Annotated in this window: 19 protein-coding genes; 8 read left to right on the top strand and 11 right to left on the bottom strand. The window is 43.8% G+C overall.

Annotation, left to right across the window (positions count from 1 at the left end; all coding sequences use genetic code 11):
- Nucleotides 1-9 precede the first annotated feature (9 nt).
- Entirely contained in the window at nucleotides 10-1062 is a 1053-nt protein-coding gene (locus tag DESAL_RS08675; protein ID WP_015851612.1) for a succinylglutamate desuccinylase/aspartoacylase family protein, read from the bottom strand.
- Between the two features lie 234 nt (nucleotides 1063-1296).
- Nucleotides 1297-1752: a hypothetical protein gene (locus DESAL_RS08670; protein WP_015851611.1), complete on the bottom strand. Its 456-nt coding sequence runs from the start codon at nucleotides 1750-1752 to the stop codon at nucleotides 1297-1299.
- Nucleotides 1753-2077: 325 nt separating this feature from the next.
- On the opposite strand from DESAL_RS08670, the gene DESAL_RS08665 reads away from it, so the two are divergent.
- Together DESAL_RS08665 and DESAL_RS08660 are read left to right on the top strand one after the other, a co-directional pair.
- Nucleotides 2078-3070 carry a hypothetical protein gene (locus DESAL_RS08665; RefSeq protein WP_015851610.1) on the top strand — a complete coding sequence of 331 codons (993 nt, stop codon included), beginning with the start codon at nucleotides 2078-2080 and terminating at the stop codon, nucleotides 3068-3070.
- 108 nt (nucleotides 3071-3178) lie between these two features.
- Nucleotides 3179-3388: an FmdB family zinc ribbon protein gene (locus DESAL_RS08660; RefSeq protein ID WP_015851609.1), complete on the top strand. Its 210-nt coding sequence runs from the start codon at nucleotides 3179-3181 to the stop codon at nucleotides 3386-3388.
- Nucleotides 3389-3463: 75 nt separating this feature from the next.
- On the opposite strand, the gene DESAL_RS08655 is transcribed toward DESAL_RS08660, so the two are convergent.
- Nucleotides 3464-4192, bottom strand: coding sequence for an MBL fold metallo-hydrolase (locus DESAL_RS08655; protein WP_015851608.1), 729 nt, complete (start codon nucleotides 4190-4192; stop codon nucleotides 3464-3466).
- 4 nt (nucleotides 4193-4196) lie between these two features.
- Nucleotides 4197-5432, bottom strand: coding sequence for a murein transglycosylase A (gene mltA / locus DESAL_RS08650; RefSeq protein WP_015851607.1), 1236 nt, complete (start codon nucleotides 5430-5432; stop codon nucleotides 4197-4199).
- Between the two features lie 145 nt (nucleotides 5433-5577).
- Here mltA and DESAL_RS08645 point away from each other — a divergent pair, with 145 nt between their 5' ends.
- Nucleotides 5578-7206, top strand: a complete 1629-nt coding sequence (locus tag DESAL_RS08645; protein WP_015851606.1) for a bifunctional metallophosphatase/5'-nucleotidase — start codon at nucleotides 5578-5580, stop codon at nucleotides 7204-7206.
- A gap of 56 nt (nucleotides 7207-7262) precedes the next feature.
- Here the strand turns inward: DESAL_RS08645 and DESAL_RS08640 are convergent, their stop codons facing one another.
- The 5 genes from DESAL_RS08640 to DESAL_RS08620 form a co-directional block, all read right to left on the bottom strand.
- The gene (locus DESAL_RS08640) at nucleotides 7263-8360 is read right to left on the bottom strand and encodes an AI-2E family transporter (protein ID WP_015851605.1); all 1098 of its coding nucleotides are present in this window, start codon (nucleotides 8358-8360) and stop codon (nucleotides 7263-7265) included.
- Between the two features lie 77 nt (nucleotides 8361-8437).
- Nucleotides 8438-10393, bottom strand: coding sequence for a hybrid sensor histidine kinase/response regulator (locus DESAL_RS08635; protein ID WP_015851604.1), 1956 nt, complete (start codon nucleotides 10391-10393; stop codon nucleotides 8438-8440).
- Nucleotides 10394-10549: 156 nt separating this feature from the next.
- Entirely contained in the window at nucleotides 10550-11287 is a 738-nt protein-coding gene (locus tag DESAL_RS08630; protein WP_015851603.1) for an amino acid ABC transporter ATP-binding protein, read from the bottom strand.
- A complete protein-coding gene (locus DESAL_RS08625) occupies nucleotides 11277-12059 on the bottom strand; it encodes an amino acid ABC transporter permease (protein ID WP_015851602.1) in 783 nt (260 codons plus the stop codon). Before DESAL_RS08625 ends, DESAL_RS08630 begins: the two co-directional genes overlap by 11 nt.
- 88 nt (nucleotides 12060-12147) lie before the next feature.
- Complete coding sequence (locus DESAL_RS08620; RefSeq protein WP_015851601.1) at nucleotides 12148-12891, bottom strand: basic amino acid ABC transporter substrate-binding protein; 744 nt, start codon at nucleotides 12889-12891, stop codon at nucleotides 12148-12150.
- 199 nt (nucleotides 12892-13090) lie between these two features.
- On the opposite strand from DESAL_RS08620, the gene DESAL_RS20340 reads away from it, so the two are divergent.
- The 4 genes from DESAL_RS20340 to DESAL_RS08605 all read left to right on the top strand — a co-directional run bounded on the left by DESAL_RS20340 (nucleotide 13091) and on the right by DESAL_RS08605 (nucleotide 16033).
- Nucleotides 13091-13258 carry a hypothetical protein gene (locus tag DESAL_RS20340; protein WP_015851600.1) on the top strand — a complete coding sequence of 56 codons (168 nt, stop codon included), beginning with the start codon at nucleotides 13091-13093 and terminating at the stop codon, nucleotides 13256-13258.
- 59 nt (nucleotides 13259-13317) lie between these two features.
- Entirely contained in the window at nucleotides 13318-14133 is an 816-nt protein-coding gene (locus tag DESAL_RS08615) for a transporter substrate-binding domain-containing protein (protein WP_015851599.1), read from the top strand.
- A 155-nt stretch (nucleotides 14134-14288) separates the two neighbouring features.
- Nucleotides 14289-15302: an amino acid ABC transporter permease gene (locus DESAL_RS08610; RefSeq protein WP_015851598.1), complete on the top strand. Its 1014-nt coding sequence runs from the start codon at nucleotides 14289-14291 to the stop codon at nucleotides 15300-15302.
- Nucleotides 15302-16033, top strand: a complete 732-nt coding sequence (locus tag DESAL_RS08605) for an amino acid ABC transporter ATP-binding protein (RefSeq protein WP_015851597.1) — start codon at nucleotides 15302-15304, stop codon at nucleotides 16031-16033. The genes DESAL_RS08610 and DESAL_RS08605 overlap by 1 nt, the downstream gene beginning before the upstream one ends.
- A gap of 75 nt (nucleotides 16034-16108) precedes the next feature.
- Here DESAL_RS08605 and DESAL_RS08600 read toward each other — a convergent pair whose 3' ends face one another.
- A complete protein-coding gene (locus DESAL_RS08600; RefSeq protein ID WP_015851596.1) occupies nucleotides 16109-16312 on the bottom strand; it encodes a hypothetical protein in 204 nt (67 codons plus the stop codon).
- 1 nt (nucleotide 16313) lies between these two features.
- Nucleotides 16314-16991: a PilZ domain-containing protein gene (locus DESAL_RS08595; protein WP_245543801.1), complete on the bottom strand. Its 678-nt coding sequence runs from the start codon at nucleotides 16989-16991 to the stop codon at nucleotides 16314-16316.
- 212 nt (nucleotides 16992-17203) lie between these two features.
- Between DESAL_RS08595 and DESAL_RS08590 the strand changes: the two genes are divergently transcribed.
- The gene (locus DESAL_RS08590; protein ID WP_015851594.1) at nucleotides 17204-18322 is read left to right on the top strand and encodes a histidine kinase dimerization/phosphoacceptor domain -containing protein; all 1119 of its coding nucleotides are present in this window, start codon (nucleotides 17204-17206) and stop codon (nucleotides 18320-18322) included.
- Nucleotides 18323-18384 lie beyond the last annotated feature (62 nt).

Here is an 18384-nt window from a genome sequence, read left to right as displayed (position 1 = left end):
GTACGGTCATTACAAATGCCCCTCTTCGTACTCCTGCATTTTTGATTCAATCTCGAATTCATTTTGAAAAGAATCAATAGCTGTCTCAGCAACATCCATATCGCTGATAGCGGCTACATGACTGACAGCATCACCCTTATGGACAAGCGGACTCTGCAATTGCCCGATTATAACCCCACTTGTGGGTGAAATAATTTGATGTTCAGATTCTCCCAAGGGGTCTGTGACTAGTCCAAGAATCTGATTCTTCTCTACAATCTCACCCAATTTGACGCGAGGCAAAAAGATTCCGCTGGCGGAAGCACGTGCCCATGTTGAATTTTTAGCCAGAATCGGTTGTGTACATTTTGATTTCTGCTTCGCCTTTGGAAGCATACCCAAGTGCCTAAGAACAGAAACCACACCCTGTGTCCCTACTCTTATGGGAATCGGATCAAATTGCATGGACTGCCCGCCTTCAAATAGAAGCAGGGGAATCTTCCTATCATATGCGGCCTTCCGTAAAGAACCGTCACGAAGTTCTGCGTCCAACACAACCGGAGCACCAAACGCCATAGCCATTTCTTTTATAGCAGGATCGCTGATTGCAGCTCGTATTTGCGGCAGGTTGCTCCTAAAATTTGCTCCAGTATGAAAATCTATTCCATGTGTTGAACGGGCAACTATCTCCTCCATGAAAATTGATGCCAGCTGTCCGGTTAATGATCCTTTTGGAGATCCGGGAAAAAATCTATTCAGGTCACGGCGATCAGGTAAATAGCGAGTTCTATTCACGAACCCGAATGTATTAACCACAGGGACGGCGATAAGAGTTCCTCGCAGTGAATTCAAAAGCTTCATTTTGAGCAAACGGCGTATTATCTCAACACCATTAATCTCGTCACCATGTACAGCTCCCGACAAAAAAACAGTGGGACCTTGAATCCTGCCATGAACGACATGGACATCCATATACAGCTCATTGCGGTTGTACATTTTAGCTGCGGCAATATTGACAGTTCGACGCTGTCCTGGAGGAATTTCTTCCCCGGCAATGCTGAATGGGGACCGCTCTATTTTCATTCTATTCCACATCCTTCATCCAAAAATATCTGGATCTCTTACTCGTCAAATGAATATTTTTTCTAACCATGAAAACTTTCCAGTTAGATATGATTTTTATCAAACTAATCCCCAGACTACAATGGGATAGAAAGAATTACAGATAAGACAGAAACCAAAGAACGGACCAATGGATATAAAAAAAGGGCGCACCGGGAAATCCCGATGCGCCCGAACTTTGATCGCTCAAAGCTATTATTTCTGGAGGCCGGACTGAACGTCCTTGAGGAGCTCCTGAACCTTTGCAAGCTTAGCCTGCTCTTCTTCGCTGAGCTGAGCTCCAACGTAAGCTGCTTTCTGGTTCATTTCTTCAATAATGCCGTCCATAATAATATGTCTGGTTTTAGTGGGAAGTTTTTCGAGTTCAACCAGTCTGCCGTCTACAACAGCCATCTGGGAATTCAGGGCTTCCACGTCACCACGTACGGTCTGCAGATCTTTAACTTCAGCGGTAAGGCTGGTCAGATTCTGGTTCAGGCCATAGAAAAATACTACGAGAAGAACTACTGCCATGAAAGAGATGATAATTGCTACCTTACCCATGTCTTTCTGAGCAGTTTCACCAACACCAGATGCGATGTCTGCACCCAGCACTTCTTCATTCTGCTGGTAATCTTCGATCTGATGCACTTTTTCAGTTGCTGCGCTCATTTTTTTCCTCCTAAATGATCGTGTTTATAACGAAAAAGGACTATACTTCAAGGACGATTTCAAATCAAGAATTTATACCTTTTTTAAAAATTTTGATCCATCCTCCCTGCAAACACTCCGTGATTCTCACAAATATTCAGCCAGCGCAACCATGTTATTTCCAAAACATGAACTTTAGTTTTTTAGCAATTTTAAAATCCCCGCCCCCAGCCACTTATAGAGATTACTGATCCCTGAGAAGAATATATCGGCACAATATTTGCTTTTATTAAGAAAAATAAATTTACGGAAAAGATTTCCTAACAATATTCTCAGGAGCCTGAAAATGTTCACCAGCTCAATCGTAAATGGATCAAGCACAGCCGGAAGCTATTTTTCAAACATAGCCAACAATTCCCAAAGCGCAAGAACACCCAATATTTCAAGCAGTTTAACCCCTTCTCAAATCCGCAGGCAGTTGCAGATGCAATTCGCCACCATGAGTTTCGGATTGGACTCAAGCGAACAGCAGCAGGTAAATGGATATTTCTCCCAACTGAATAATATATATGGTGTCAATGATTCGTCTATCCGCGAAGAACAGGAAAAGAAGTTCAAAGAGCTGAAAAAAGAACTGGATGCGCTTTACGGTCTTGATAAGGAGCCCAAAGAGCTCACATCTGAAGAACAAAAGAAAGTTGATGAACTCCAGACTAAACTGGATGAACTTTATGAAATTGTCCCCACCAAAGATCCGCAAGGCGCAGACCGCCAAAGAGCTGAAAGCCTTAAGTGGGAATTGAAAAAGATGTACTACCCTGAAGGTAAAGTGCTCTCTGCTGCGGAAAAGAGAAAAGAAGCCTCCATTCAGAAAGAGCTGAAAGAACTATTCGGTATCACCGGACCTAAAACCTTGACAGAGGAAGAACAGGTAAAAGCGGACGAACTGAATAAACAAATAGACGAAATCCGCGGAACCACAAAAAAGGAACTCAACGAAGAAGAATCCAAACGGGCGGATGAAATCCTTGCAGAAATGGAAAAAATTGCAGGCAGTCTGGTAACGCACGGACTTAGCAATGCTGAAAAGAATCTTTACTACAAGCTCGATGAAGAGTCTGATGCCCTAAAAGACAAAGCAAAAGAATCCGGACTATCCGATGAAGAACAGGACAAACTCGCCAAGATAACTAAGAATATCAATATACTGCTGGATAAAGCCGCTGCAATTCAGGAACAGCAGGATAAACAGGCAGGTCAGGTCCACGGCCAGCTTAACGGTTTTTTTGCGCAACTGGGAATGATGGGTGGCGGAACGCTGCTCTCAAGAAGCATATAGATTTCTCTTGAAAAGCACGTAATTTTTTCTTACCCCTAAAGCCTACACAATAAAAAACGGAGCAAAGCTCCCTTGCATAAAATTTCAGGCCGAAAGGAGTAAGTAGATATGCCGATTTTTGAATTTAAATGCCCTAAATGCGGTAAAGAATTTGATGAACTGGTAATGCCCGGAAAGGACGCTAAAGCTGACTGCCCCGAGTGCGGCCATAAAGAATGCGAAAAACTGCTCTCAATGGGCAATGTACGTCCCAACGGTATCCCCAAAGGAATGGGCGGATACAAGGAACCTTGCAAGGGATGTAACGGCTGCGGTTAAACCCTAGCTTGAAAATTTTGGATACTAAAAAAGCCCCCGGAAGCATCAGCTTCCGGGGGCTTCTAATTTAACTCGTTAAACTTGGATATCATATGATTGAACATCACCAATTCTGCGGTAGATAAAACAATTCTCTTCTGCTATCCCCATTCTTTCATGTATTCCCTGCAACCATTGTGTGCGCCCAAAAGAATGAGTCGGGACAAAAACCTGAGGCTTGACCGCTCTTGCAAGTTCTCCACCTCCGGCAAGGCTCTCCAGCCTTCTGTCCACATTGGAAAAAGCAATCTGGACACCGTAATCAACCACTCTATCCACTGCTGAACGGAAAAAGGATCGAGTAAAATCAAGTTCATTCTGCGAAGCTGTTTCCCAATCCCAACAGGCCAGATCACCGCCGTTGTATACTCTTAAGCCTCCAGCATCACTGAAAAGAAAAGCCACCCCCAGATCATTGGACATGAGAGTCTCAATTTCCAGTTCATGGAAATCATATTTTTCATCCGGTTCAACAATGAGAGCATCGCTGAAATCAAGATCAGGGTACATTTCTTCAATATCATCTGAAATCACGGCCTGCAAAGAAGCTGCACTCGCGCATACTTCACGGTAATCCGGCGCAAAATGATCCAGATGACTATGAGAAAAAAAGACCGTTACCTTCCGTCCGGCAAGAGATTCCTGCAAGGCAGAAAGTACCTTCTTACTCCTGAACCGATCTGCCGGGATATCGAAAACGTAACAGTTTTCCCCGGCATCAATCACAAAGCAGTTATGAAAGATATGAACAATACGAACCTGCATAAAACTACTCGGCTTTCGCAGCTTCCTGTTCTTCAAGAAATGTACGACTGACCGGCAGATATACATGTGACCATGAGGTCAGATGCCCAGCCAGAAATTCAGCTTCAGGACCGGACCCGCAAAACAAGTCAACCCTTGTCCCTTTAATAGCTCCACCGCGATCCTGCGCCATAACTACTTTAGCAAAGGGAGCCTTACCCCTTCCATCCTGCTGCGGAAGGCGGGTGGTCAACAAAGCCAAAGACCCAAGGGGAATCACTTTGTTGTCCACAGCAACACTTGCCATAGGTGTAAGCGGTGCGCCCATAGAACCGAAAGGACCTTCATCATCCAGCCTGAAAAAGACATAGCTGGGGTTAGTGGTCAGCAATTCCTTAACAAGATCAGGATTGGCATCAAGGAAGGCCTTAATCTTCTGCATGCTCATTCCTTCCTTAGGAAGAAGCCCGCGCTGAATCAGCACCTTACCAAGCGAAACATATTTTAGTCCGTTTTTACCGGCATAAAGCACATGCTTCACGCTACCATCCGGCAGGACAAGACGTCCTGACCCCTGAATCTGAAGAATAAATACATCCACTAAATCTTTAACCCATGCAATCTCAAGCCCCTTGCCCTGCAATGCTCCGTCAAAATCAATGTCCTTGCGGTCATAGTAAGGGTGCACTTCACCATTTTCCTGACGGTAAATAAGACTCTGCCCCTTCCAACGATGATGGAATTTTCCAAGATCGAGGGTCTGCAAATCGCCGGGAATACTATAGAGCGGATACGGATAATCCGGGTGAGGCACGAGCGAAGCCTCCAGATATGGTTCATAATATCCGGTCAACAAGGTTCTTGGTGCCATAGAATACCAGACGAATTTCTCTTCCAAAAGCTCGGGAGATTCTTCAAGCATGGGCAGAAGACCGAGCATTTCCTCATTGGTACGCTTAAGCATTCCCCAGGTAATCTGCATGCGTCCGTACTTTGCAGCTACACCTTTATCCGGTTTTCGGGATAAATATCTAAGATTTCGTTCAATTCCTTTTTGCAGATCCATCCATGAAAAATCGTCACCACCCTGATACTGCAAACGACTTATAAGGCCGGAAACCTGAGCAGCATCTACCTTGGCATACCCTTTATCATGGGGTTCTATACGGACACTGTGGGTCGAGCATCCACCTAAACAAGCGAGGAATAGCATTCCACAAAAAAAGGCGGAGAATATTTTTTTAAAACTCAAAAACAACACCGAAACCTGCCTTATTTGATGATATATTATTAACGATTAGACTGGAAAAAAAACAAAGATTAGCTTACACATTCACAAGTATATACGTAATACATGTTACTACTCACAAACCCAATTAATAAATGCCACTGCCACAGGAACAAATATGCGCTTTTTTCCTATCATAGCAGCTATCATTGCCATTTTGATGACATCTTCTCCCAGTTTGGCCTACCGCTGGGACTTAGTGATTCTTACAACCTCCGGCCTCAACGGACAATTGCTCCCGGCGGAAGAAAAAAATGAGCAACATAGTACCGGCATGGTACGTACTTTCGGAGGATTTGCAAGAATTCAGTCAGTATTTGAATCATATAGAGCTAAATATCCCGGAGCCACAATAACCGTGGCAACCGGTGATGATCTCATGGGAGAATCACTGACAAACGAGAAAGGCAAGACTGTTTTCGAAGCTATGAATATGATGGGATTCGATGTTTCCACCCTCGGAAACCATGAATTCAACAGAGGGACAAAATTTTTAGCTAATTGCCTGAAAAGCAAAAAATTCCCCACTGTATGCAGCAACCTGAACATAGCTAAAGGCAATCCTCTACGTAATTACATAACCAGCACAGTGGTTCTTGAACGGAATTTCATTAAAATCGGATTTATGGGCATGATTCTACCGGAACTCAAGCTTATCTCAAACCCCGGTTCAGGAGTTTCAATACCTGCCGACTACGTTAAATCAGCTCGGGAAACGGCGCACGATTTAAAAATTAACCAAAAGGCAGACTTGGTTGTTCTTTTAAGCCACCTGCCTATTGCTACTCAAAAACAACTCCTGCAGGAAGTCCCGGAAATAGATATTATCTGCGGCGGACAAAGCTACAAAGACATCTTTCCCGGACAAGAAATCATCGCCCGCGACGCAGCCACTCCCGGCTTAATGGTTCAATGCGGAAGCCAGGGACGTTATGTCGGCGTTTTGAAAATCAACATGAATGCAAGAGCCATTAATAAACACGAGTGGACAATTATTCCGGTAACAGACAATACGCAGGAAGACGGTCGGATAAAAGCATTTCTCTCATCAAAGGTACAAGACACCACGAGCCTTCCTGTCGCTATTTCTCCGGTTGCGCTGGACACCCGTGCAGCATCCATACGTACTGGTGAAACAATCGCCGGAAGCCTGGTAAGTTCCATCATGCGAGAGAAATTCAATACGGATATCGCGTTCCAGAATGGTGGAGGATTCAGAGGAAACAAGATAATCCCTGCAGGACCGTTAACAGATCAAGATATCAACACAATGTTCCCCTTTGGGAACAAAATGACTGTGATTAAAGTTTCCGGAAAGACGCTTAAACAGATTCTTGAACGTTCAGTTCACAAATTGCCTGCTGCTTCTGGAGCATTCCTCCAGATATCAGGTCTGAAATTCACTTTAGATACAAACGGACAAGCTCAGGAGCTGGAACTGAACAGCACAGGAAAACCGACTAAAATCAAAACAGCTGGTTCACGAGTTTCCAATATTAAAATCATGGATAAATCGGGTAATTACAAATCCATAAACGAAACGCGTAAATATTCCATCGCCACCAACTCTTACCTTGCAAGAGGTGGAGATGGATACATCATGCTTAAAGACGTACCGGGAAAAGTCGCAACATTTGTAAAAGTAAACGAAGTGGTTAAATCCGGCATGCTGAAGATGAAAACATTAAAGACAGAATTCCCGCCGGTAATTTATACTCCGGACGGTTCTCCCTACAAAAGACCTTAAACTCGCTATCAGCAGCTGGGACAAAACTCCTCAGGAATTTTGACTCACAAAAATAGTTATTTTTTGTGAGTCAGCACGTCTTGATATTCCACACCATAAATGTGGAGCATAACCATCAGAAAAGATAAAATAAGCGGGCCGTACAAAATTCCCAACGGACCGAAAGCATTAATCCCGCCAAGAATAGCCAGAAAAACATAAATGGTGGAAACCCGCGAAGCTTCGCGCACAATCATAGGCCGAAGCACCGTATCAATCCCTGTTACCAACACCCCGCACCAAATCAGCAGAAAAACAGCAATTTTCAATTTACCGACAATCAACAGATAAATTGTGGCCGGAACCCAGATCAAACCGGTTCCAAGAACAGGGATAAGAGAAGCAAAACTCATCATAGTACCCCAGAAAAGAGCCGGGATACCAGCTATTGCCAGCCCTATTCCGCCGACAATACCCTGTAGAAATGCGATAAAAAGACTTCCGAATAGAACTGATTTTGAAACTTTTCTAAGGCTTTCAATAATAAAATCTTCCTGTTCAGCCCTTAAAGGAGAAAGATATCTCACCCGGTCAATGAACCGTTCTCCATCCTTTAAAAATGAAAAAACCAAAAAATTCATGATCAGAAAATGGGCAACCAGACTTGCCATGTTTGCTGCAAGCCATGTCCCGGTAGTCAGCATTGCCTGACCGAAACTTCTCGAAATCTCGAGAACTCTGGCCTGAATATCGCTGGAACTGATCTCAAAAAAAGGAAATTTCTGCTCAAACCATTGCAGATATGTACTGTAATGTTGTGAGTCAAAAAGAGTCGAAAAATCCGTAGTACGCAACCATTCGTTAATGGCAGTAACAGAATCAACGCCCTGTCCGATCAGGCCTAAAAAGAAGACTACAGCCGGAATAATAATGGCAAAAATGATAATACAGACTGTTAAAAACGCCCCAAGCGCAGGTCTTCCGCCAAGCCTGCAACATATTTTTTTGCTCAACGGATAAAATATACCACTCAATACGACCGAAATAATGATCGTATTTATGAAAGGTTTGATAACAGAATATCCCAACGCAATAGCGGAGAGAAGCAACAGGATAAGAAAAAAAGTATATATTGCCGGAGACTTAATTATTTTGCCTTCAGGAGGGGGAGTCATGAACAAGTCCTTGAATCTGATTAATTATGCTAAGGGATGCCCATACTTCCAGATAACAATAGCAAGCACAATTAAAATCAGGTCGATTTTAAAATATAATCAGACATTACCTCAAAAGTATTGTCCGCCTCTTTCTTCATACGGGAAACCAAACCTTCCACAATCTCTAAATTTCCGTGCTGAAGATATTTTTCAATCTCACTTGTTAAAGAGGAAAGCTTGTGAGCTCCGACATCAAGTGACAAACCGCGCAAAAAGACTACTTCTGATTTCAAAACTTCCAGATCAGTATTTGCAATAGCTTCATCAACCTTAGCAAGATGGTCAGGGACAAGCTTTAAGAAATGGCGATAGATTTCCCTGACAAGCTTATCATTACCGTCCAGACGTCTTATTGTACCCTTTAAATCAAGGTTGGGTCCATTTCCAAAATCTGTATCCTGCTCTACCCGAACCGGATCAGCGCCGCCCTCCCCTTTTACAACAGAAAGCATTGCCTGCATCAACTCACTGGAATTAAAAGGCTTCGATAGATAACCATTCATGCCGACTTCGAGACACCGTTCCCGGTCTCCTTTCATGGCGTGGGCAGTAAGCGCAAGAACAGGAACTTGAGGCTCAACATTATCTATATAGCCGGTGCGAATAAGCCGTGTAGCTTCCAAACCATCCATAACCGGCATCTGAATATCCATAATGACTAAATCAAAAGACTTTGTCGCTAAAAGACTGATTGCTTCCTGACCGTTCTCAACCATCTCCAATTCACAATTGGAATCCTCAAGAAAGGCAGAGACAACCCTCCGGGTAATAATATTATCATCAGCCAGCAAAATACGCTTGAAGCTACTGAAGTCCATACATTCATAAATAGATCTGGGATGCTTGCTGTCCAAACTATCAGTCACAGGCTTGAACACTGCGGTAAAATAGAAGCTACTGCCCTGAGATGGTTTTGTTTCAAGCCAGATAGCCCCTTGCAACATGTTGACAAGATTATGGGTAATCGCAAGTCCAAGCCCTATGCCGCCATGTTTACGGGTCATATAATCTTCAAGCTGAGTAAAACTTTCAAAAATTGAGTCCGCTTTGCCCCGCGAAATTCCTACTCCCGTATCGGAAACAACAAAAAGCAACCTGAGAGAGCCTGCGGGGTATGGATCATCCATACAATCATCAGGCATAACCTCGATGGTTATCCCGCCTTTATCGGTATATTTGATTGCGTTGCTGACTATATTATTTAAAATCTGGGTCAACCTGCCGGAGTCACCCTGTAATTCGCCGGAAATTTCAGGATGGAGAAAACACTCTATGTTCAAACCTTTATTAATAGCATTTGGACCATGAGAGTTCATAACCAGCGACAATATCTGGCGAATATCAAAAATGCCTTCGCGCAATTCAAGTATGCGCCGCTCAATCTTGGAATAATCGAGCATATCATTGAGCACCCGCAACAATGAAGAAGCGGAACCTTTTATCAATTCAACATACTCTTTCTGCTCTGAAGCGAGGCCGCTACTAAGCAAAATCTCACTCAACCCCAGAATTCCATTCATGGGCGTGCGCAGCTCATGACTGATCGTGGCAAGAAAGGAACTTTTAGCCTCGTTTGCTGCTTCTGCATCAGCAACAGCCTGACGGTATTCCTGCTCCATACCATGTTTATATAGGGCAATCTCAATGGACGAACGCAACTCACGTTCTTCAAATGGTTTCAGCAGATATCCGAACGGACCGGAAAGTTTAGCCCTGCTAAGAGTCTTTTCATCGGAAAAAGCTGTAAGAAAAACAACGGGAATATCATATGTTTTGATAATAATATTAGCAGCTTCAATTCCATCCATTTCACCCTGAAGCTTAATATCCATCAAAACCAAATCAGGACGGGTCGCACCGGCTTTTTCAATTGCCTCATCACCTGTTACGGCATCGCCGGCGATAATATAACCTAAGCGTTTTAAAGTAGCCTGAATATCAAGGTTAACAATCTTTTCATCATCAACAACCAGAATCCGCTTACCTGCCATCAACTCTACCTCATTAGCATTTATTTAGAAATAAGGATCATTCACGGTATAATCAATATTCACAGGATTGAAAACACATTCCGGTTATTTTATAATTAAAAAGCCGACTCTGAAGCTTCAGAATCGGCTTTTTCACAAACAAAATTACAAAAAAGATTACAGAATCTGATCCAGAAACTGCTTCAAACGCGGATGATCTGCATTGTTGAAAAACTCTTCAGGAGGCGCGCAAGCAATGATTCTGCCGTCCTCCATGAAAACGATCCTGTCCGCAACTTCACGGGCAAAACCCATCTCATGAGTTACAACAACCATAGTCATACCTTCACGAGCCAGATTCTTCATTACATCCAGAACCTCCCCGATCATCTCAGGGTCCAAAGCGGAAGTAGGTTCATCAAAAAGCATAATCTTGGGATTCATGGCCAACGCACGGGCAATTGCCACACGCTGCTGCTGCCCACCGGAAAGCTTGGAAGGATAGACATTAGCCTTTTCGCGGATGCCTACTTTCTTAAGCAGATCAACCGCAATGGCTTTAGCCTCTTCCTGTTCCATACCTTTGAGACGGATCGGAGCCATGGTAAGGTTTTCCAGAACAGTCTTATGCGGAAAAAGGTTAAAAGACTGAAAAACCATCCCCAATTCCTGGCGAATGCTATTAATGTCATTTTCCTTGTCATGAACATCCAGACCGTCAACGACAATAGAACCTTTATTGATTTCCTCGAGACGATTGATGGAGCGCAGCAAGGTACTCTTACCGGAACCGGAAGGTCCGATAATAACTACCTTTTCACCCTGCTTGATATCAAGTGAAACATCACTGAGAGCAGCCAGATCACCGAAGAATTTGTATACATTCTTAATTTCAATAATGGGATTAGCGGTCATAATGATTCAACCTCTCTTCCATATGGCTCACCGCTCTTGAAAGAATCAAAGTAATTAACAAATAAACAAGCGCGATCATTGTGTAGGTTTCAAAATACTGAAAACTCTCAGCAGCGAATTCACGTCCGCGCCTGAGGATATCAGCAACAGCCAAAATAGAGACGAGGGAAGAATCCTTCAAGAGAGCAATGAACTCGTTACCGACAGGAGGCAGAATAGTACGCCACGCCTGCGGCAGGATAACCAGAAACATTGTTTCTTTTTTGTTGAACCCAAGAGACCTTGCAGCCTCAGTCTGACCGTCATCAATGGATTCGATCCCGGCGCGGAAAACTTCACCCATATATGCACCGTAACAAACACTCATGGCGATGATAGCCGAAAGCATATCCGGTACTTGCAGAACACGGCCCATAGCATAATAGATGTAGAAGAGCTGAACTAAAAGCGGAATACCCCTGACAACTTCAACATATGTTGAAGCCACAAGATTAATAAACTTATTACTTGAAATTCGTCCCAGCCCGGTGAAAAGGCCGATGATCAACGCCCCGAAGATAGAACAGATAGTAACCTCAAAAGTAACTACAATTCCATCGGGGATAAAAAGCAGAATATCCCTATAAGGATCAGGCTTGGTAATAATCAAATAAGCAATGATCCCAACTGCACCGATAAAGGAAACCCACCAAGCATTCAATAGACCTTTGTCACTACTGTCAGGAATGCTGGCCCCGTCCGTAACCTCAATCTTAACTTGTTTTTCTTTCATATATGTACCCGGGCTGCATGAAAATGCCGGGACCGGCTAACTTCCGATCCCGGCCATTTGTTTTCAACTCAAGCCTGCTGGTCTGCAATTAGTTGCTGCCAAACCATTTGGCTTTTATTTTATCGTAAGTGCCATCTGCTCTTACAGCAGCAAGACCTTTATTGATCAGGTCCAGAACTTCGGTATTTCCTTTTTTAACAGCTACGCCGAGGTACTCAGCTTTATCACTTTTTACGATGAAAGCGATTTTGAGCTTCTTGGAGTACTCTTCCTGCTGCAGTGCAAAGTCAGCAGCGATGGGGTCATCACAAACAACCGCTGCAAGACGGCCATTGTAAAGGTCTTCCATTGCGAGGCCGATTTCATCGTAAGATTTGGGGACTACGCCTTCAGCGCCTTTAATAGCAAAATATCCGGTAGTACCGATCTGAGCACCGACATTCATTCCTTTGAAATCAGCAAGAGTTTTAGCTGTGGAATCTTTAGCGGTAACAACAGACTGCTGTACTTCAAAGTATGGCTCAGCAAAGTCCATTACCTTTTTACGTTTTTCGTTAATGGATACGGAAGAGCAGATTGCATCGTATTTTCCAGCGGCAAGACCGGCAAAAATACCATCCCAAGCTACGTTTTTAATTGTCACTTCGTATCCAGCAGCCTTGGCACAAGCTTTCATCAAATCGACAGAAAAACCAACGATCTGCTTATCTTTATTGACAAACTCCATGGGGGGCCATGTGCAGTCGGATGCAATGTTAATCACCTTTTTTCCGGCAAGAGCAGGTGTCGCAGCAAGAATAGTCAACAACAGAGCAACTATAATCCTCTTCATAAAATATTCCTCCAAATAAGTTAAAATACCCTCGAAATAACAAACATGAAAATTATACAAAACCGTAACGGTGTCAATAACGGTTTACATGCACAATATTGTTTTCTTTGAATTATAAAGCGTGTAAAAAAATGTTTTCTTGAACTTTATTCAAAAAAAAGTTAATTTTCCAGATTCTTTTTTCAAAGGGGCATTACTCATGAAAAACAAAGTCAAAGAAGAAAGGCAGGAAGCCGTTGAGGTGATCTGCCCCAAATGCCGTGAAACACGGATTGTCTATTTCCCTAAGGAATCAATGCCGATCTGCCCTGTCTGCAAGGTCGAAATGATTGTTAAGGAAGTACTTACAGAAGGCAAATACGGTTGATCGGTTCTACCACAGGTATTTTGACTTAATTGCAGACAAGGACTTTAAAGGAGACAGCTATGAAAAGAATTTGCATGATGCTGATCATGGTGCTGGCGCTCGGCTTTGCAGCCACTGCCAATGCAGCTGACATCGATCTGGCCAAGAAATCAACCCTCAACTCCATTCTGAAAAGCGGTGAACTGCGCTGCGGTATCGCCTCCGGATACATCCCCTTTCAGATGACTGACAAAAAAGGCCGCATCGTCGGTTTCGAAATCGACCTCGCACGCGAAATGGCTAAAGCAATGGGTGTAAAATTTGTTCCGGTCAACATGGAATTCGACGGCATCATCCCCGCTCTTCTTACTAACAAAATTGACATCATCACCGCCGGTATGACCGTCAACCAGGAGCGCAACCTGCAGATCAACTTTGCTGAACCTTTCATGGTTGTAGGTCAGACTGTTCTGCTTAACAAAAAACTTGAAGGCAAAATCAAGTCCTACAAAGACCTGAACAAGCCTGAGTACACTATTGTTTCCAAGCTCGGCACCACTGGCGAACAGGCTGCTAAACGCTTTATCCCTAAAGCAAAGTACAAGTCTTTCGACCTTGAAACCGACGCAGCTCTTGAAGTCCTCAACGGCAAAGCCGATGCTATGATTTACGACCTGCCCTTCAACGCTATCTTCATGGCTGAACAGGGTGAAGGCAAGCTCGTATTCCTCGACGAGCCTTTTACTTACGAGCCTCTGGGCTGGGGTATCAGCAAAGGTGACCCCGATTTCCTGAACTTCCTCGGAAACTTCCTGCACCAGATCAAGAACGATGGACGTTACGAAAAACTTTACAACAAGTGGTTCGAAAGCACCGCATGGCGTAAAAACATGTAGTAACACCTACGAGTTTTATGAGGGGCGGATCATCCGCCCCTTTATTCAGATTGTTGACAAACGGTCGATAGCGCCATATTCATCGACCCTTTCCCGACAATCTGAATTTTTGCTTTTTGTAGTAAGAACTTAAATTTTAAAAATCGGCTTATATTATGAGTGGAACATCATTGAGAGCTCCCGGCAAAGGCCGGAACTACGAACTTTTCTGGAAGACTGTATTTTTCATCGGCCTGTTTACCACCATGTTCGGCCTTTACTGGGCAACACAGCAGGTAGATTATGTCTGGCGTTGGGAGCGTATTCCGAACTACTTCTATTATCAGGATGAAATCAATATCAATTCAGATATCGAAGGCAGCATTACCTCTATTAAAGAACAGGGTAATAACGCCATCGTTACTGTAACCGGGGAAAACCACGAATCCGAACAGTATGAAATACCAGCTTCCGGAATACGTGTTTACGAAGACGATACTGTTTTTGTCGGAGACACTATCGGAGTCCTGAAAGAATGGAAACCCGGTGTCATCCTTGACGGTTTATTTGTCACCCTCAAGGTCAGTGCCATAGCCATTGTCTTCGCGATTATACTCGGCCTTTTCACAGGATTGGCCCGTATTTCCCAGAACCCAGCGTTGAAGCTTTCCGCAATTACGTACATTGAACTTATCCGCGGTACCCCCCTGCTGGTACAGATGTTCATCTGGTATTTCGTACTGGGAACTCTCGTCAACAACATGCTTGCGAAATACGATATCTCTCAGATCCCACCGCTCTGGTTCGGTATCGCATCACTGGCTATTTTCGCTGGTGCTTATGTTGCTGAGATTGTTCGTGCAGGTATTCAGTCCGTTCACCGTGGACAGATGGAAGCAGCCCGTTCACTGGGTATGTCAAAATACTATGCCATGAAACATATTATCCTGCCTCAAGCTTTCAGGAGAATCCTCCCCCCGCTGGCAGGACAATTCATCAGTATGATCAAAGACTCCTCGCTGCTTGGAGTTATCGCAATCAGAGAACTTACCAAGGGAACAAGGGAAGCGGTTTCCACAAGCCTGCAGCCGTTTGAGCTGTGGTTCCTTTGTGCGCTGCTCTACCTCGTACTTACTTTTGCTTTCTCCATGTTTGTACAATACCTTGAGAAGAAAATGGTGCAGAGATAATGATTGAAGTTAAAAATATATACAAAACTTTCTATGTTCCCCATGAAGTGCAGGCCCTTTCCAATGTTTCACATACTGTGGACAAAGGACAGGTCGTAGTTGTTATCGGCCCTTCCGGCTCCGGTAAATCCACCTTCCTACGTTGCCTGAACAGACTTGAATACGCTGATTCCGGTCACATCTTCATTGACGGAATTGATATTCTCTCTCCCAAGACAAATATTAACAAAATCCGCGAAGAAGTGGGGATGGTCTTCCAGTCCTTCAACCTTTTCCCGCACAAGACCGTGTTGGAAAACCTGACCATCGCCCAGACTGTAGTCCGCAAAAGGACAAAAAAGGAAGCCGGCGAAGTGGCTATGGAACTGCTCAAGAAAGTAGGAATCCATGATAAGGCCGGGGTATACCCCACCCAGCTTTCCGGCGGACAGCAGCAACGCGTTGCCATCGCCCGTTCACTGGCTATGGAGCCTAAGGTTCTGCTCTTTGATGAACCGACCTCAGCTCTTGACCCGGAAATGGTAGGTGAAGTTCTGGATGTAATGAAGACCGTTGCGAAGGAAGGTATGACCATGGTCGTGGTTACCCACGAAATGGGTTTTGCCCGCGAAGTTGCTGACGAAGTCGTCTTCATGGATCAGGGGATGCTCATTGAAAAAGGCAGTCCTGAACACTTCTTCACTAATCCCGAATCCGACAGGACCAAGGCTTTCCTCAGTCAAATCCTGTAGATCTATATGAAAAAAGAATAAAAAAAGGCCGTTCCCTTATGGAAGCGGCCTTTTTTATTGGAAATATGTAAAAGTTTATTCTTTTTTGTCACGCTTATCGCGGACATTCTTCATGGTTAATCCTGCAACGCACCCAACCAGCATTCCCAGCAACAATGCACGCTGAAGATCCATGAAAAACCATCCCGCAATGGCTCCTACTGATCCACCCACAAGAATCCCTCGAGCCATGCATTCCAGCAGTCTCTCAAAATTCTTATCTTCCTTTAATTCACTCACGTCACACCTTCTTAGCCTGTATTAATTCGTCAAGTTGGTCCGCCTGTTCCTCAGAAAGAGACAAAAATCTCAGTCCAATACCGGGCATCTGCGATTTCACTCCCCAAGGCACAGACCACAAGACTTCCGACTTAATTGGAGTTTTGTCATCCAACTCCATAAATGCCACCCAGAGAGTATCGCCCTTCCTCCACCTTGTAACAGAAAATAAAAAACAACCTTCTGCTGAAAAATTCAAGGCTACGCTTTTTTCCATCTGGCTTTTAGAAGAATTAATGTCCCTGTTCAACAAAGCATTCAAAACCTTGTTAGCCCTTTTGGTGCCACGTAAAGACCGCGCTGTAAAGTTCCTGCAGCTTTCCTGAAAAAACTCATCTAAGGAAGTGCCATGCCCGGAAAACTTACCTGTAGGAATACACCGTATACCGTCAGCCGCTTTATAGCTCAGTCTCATGACCGGAAAATTATCACTCAAAAGGTTCGCGTCCGCCTTGTCCGCAGCACTGGAGCGGAGCAAGGTAGGAATATCAATCAAAAAGCCGTTGTACTTAACCTTATTATGCTTAAGAGTAATCTCGTTAAGGGACTCGGCAACGTCGCAATCCAGATCAAAGCTCTTTAAAGCCTGAATATATACCCCCCGATTATCTCCGGGAGCTGCAACGAGCAAGATTCTCATTCTATCCACCCTTAATCACCCTCCATAAAATAAAATCCGCTTGGCTAACAGCCATTAACAATATATACTCACAAAATCAAAAATTACACAGTTATAAAGGTTTTCAAGCATTAATATAACTTAAGCCTCTGCTTCAAACAACCAACATCTCAAATTAATGCGCATCAGATTCCAATTCAAAATCCTATCTAACAATAAATCGGATACTGTCTATGAATGACATGCCTAAAATTCTGACAATTGATGACGATGAGAGCGTCCGCCTTTCCATTGCACACTATCTTGAAGATAGCGGATATGAAGTTCTCCAGGCCAGCAACGGCCATGAAGGATTGAAAATATTTCATGAACAGAAGCCTGATGTAGTGCTGCTTGACTTGAGAATGCCGGAAATGGACGGTCTTTCAGTTCTCAAGCAGCTTGGTCAGGAAGCACCTCAAACTCCGGTAATAGTCGTATCCGGAACAGGATCATTTGAGGATGTCATTGCTACGGTGAGACTTGGTTCATGGGACTATATTCCAAAACCGATCACAGATCTTACTGATCTTGAAAATGCAATTCTGCGAACCCGCGAAAGAGCAAGACTTCTCGTTGAGAACGAGCGCTACAAGGAAGAGCTCGAATGCAAAATCCGCGAAAGGACCGAAGAACTGCAATTAATGAACAAAGTTCTTTCAGAAGAAATTACCGCACGTAAAAAATCTGAAGGGCTAGTCCGGGCATCTTTGGCGGAAAAAGAGGTCATGCTTAAAGAAATCCATCATCGGGTAAAGAATAACCTTCAAGTAATCTCAAGTCTGTTAAGCCTGCAAAGCGGCTATACTGATGACAAGGAAGCAAGCAACTTGCTGCGAGAATGCCAGCATCGAGTCAGATCCATGTCCATGCTGCACGAAAAGCTGTACCGTTCAGAAGACCTTTCCCGCATTGATATGAACGAATACGCCCTGACCCTGATCAACTTTTTACTTCGTTCTTATTCTGTTGATGGGAAAGTGAACCCTACCTATAATATTAATGACATCCATATGGGTATTGACTCAGCTATCCCGTGCGGTCTGATCATCAATGAACTGGTTTCAAATGCCTTAACACATGCCTATGAAATGAACTCAGGAGGTGAACTGAAAGTCTCCATGCATAGAGATAACGAACAAATCAAATTGGAAGTCTCAGACAATGGAGTCGGATTACCTGAAAATTTCTCCATCAGCGGTTCAAGAACATTGGGTATGACCCTTGTGGAAACGCTTGCGCAACAATTAAATGGAGAAGTTCATTTTTTCAATGATAATGGAGCAACCTTTCAAATCAGTTTTCCGGGATAAACTCAGACTTGATTGAAATCAAAAGGCGGTGTAGCTTGCTAGCCGTGATCCTTGCAATAGAA

It is taken from the genome of Maridesulfovibrio salexigens DSM 2638 (assembly GCF_000023445.1).
GTDB classification, from domain to species: domain Bacteria; phylum Desulfobacterota; class Desulfovibrionia; order Desulfovibrionales; family Desulfovibrionaceae; genus Maridesulfovibrio; species Maridesulfovibrio salexigens.
This window is presented reverse-complemented; position numbering and strand designations above follow the sequence as displayed.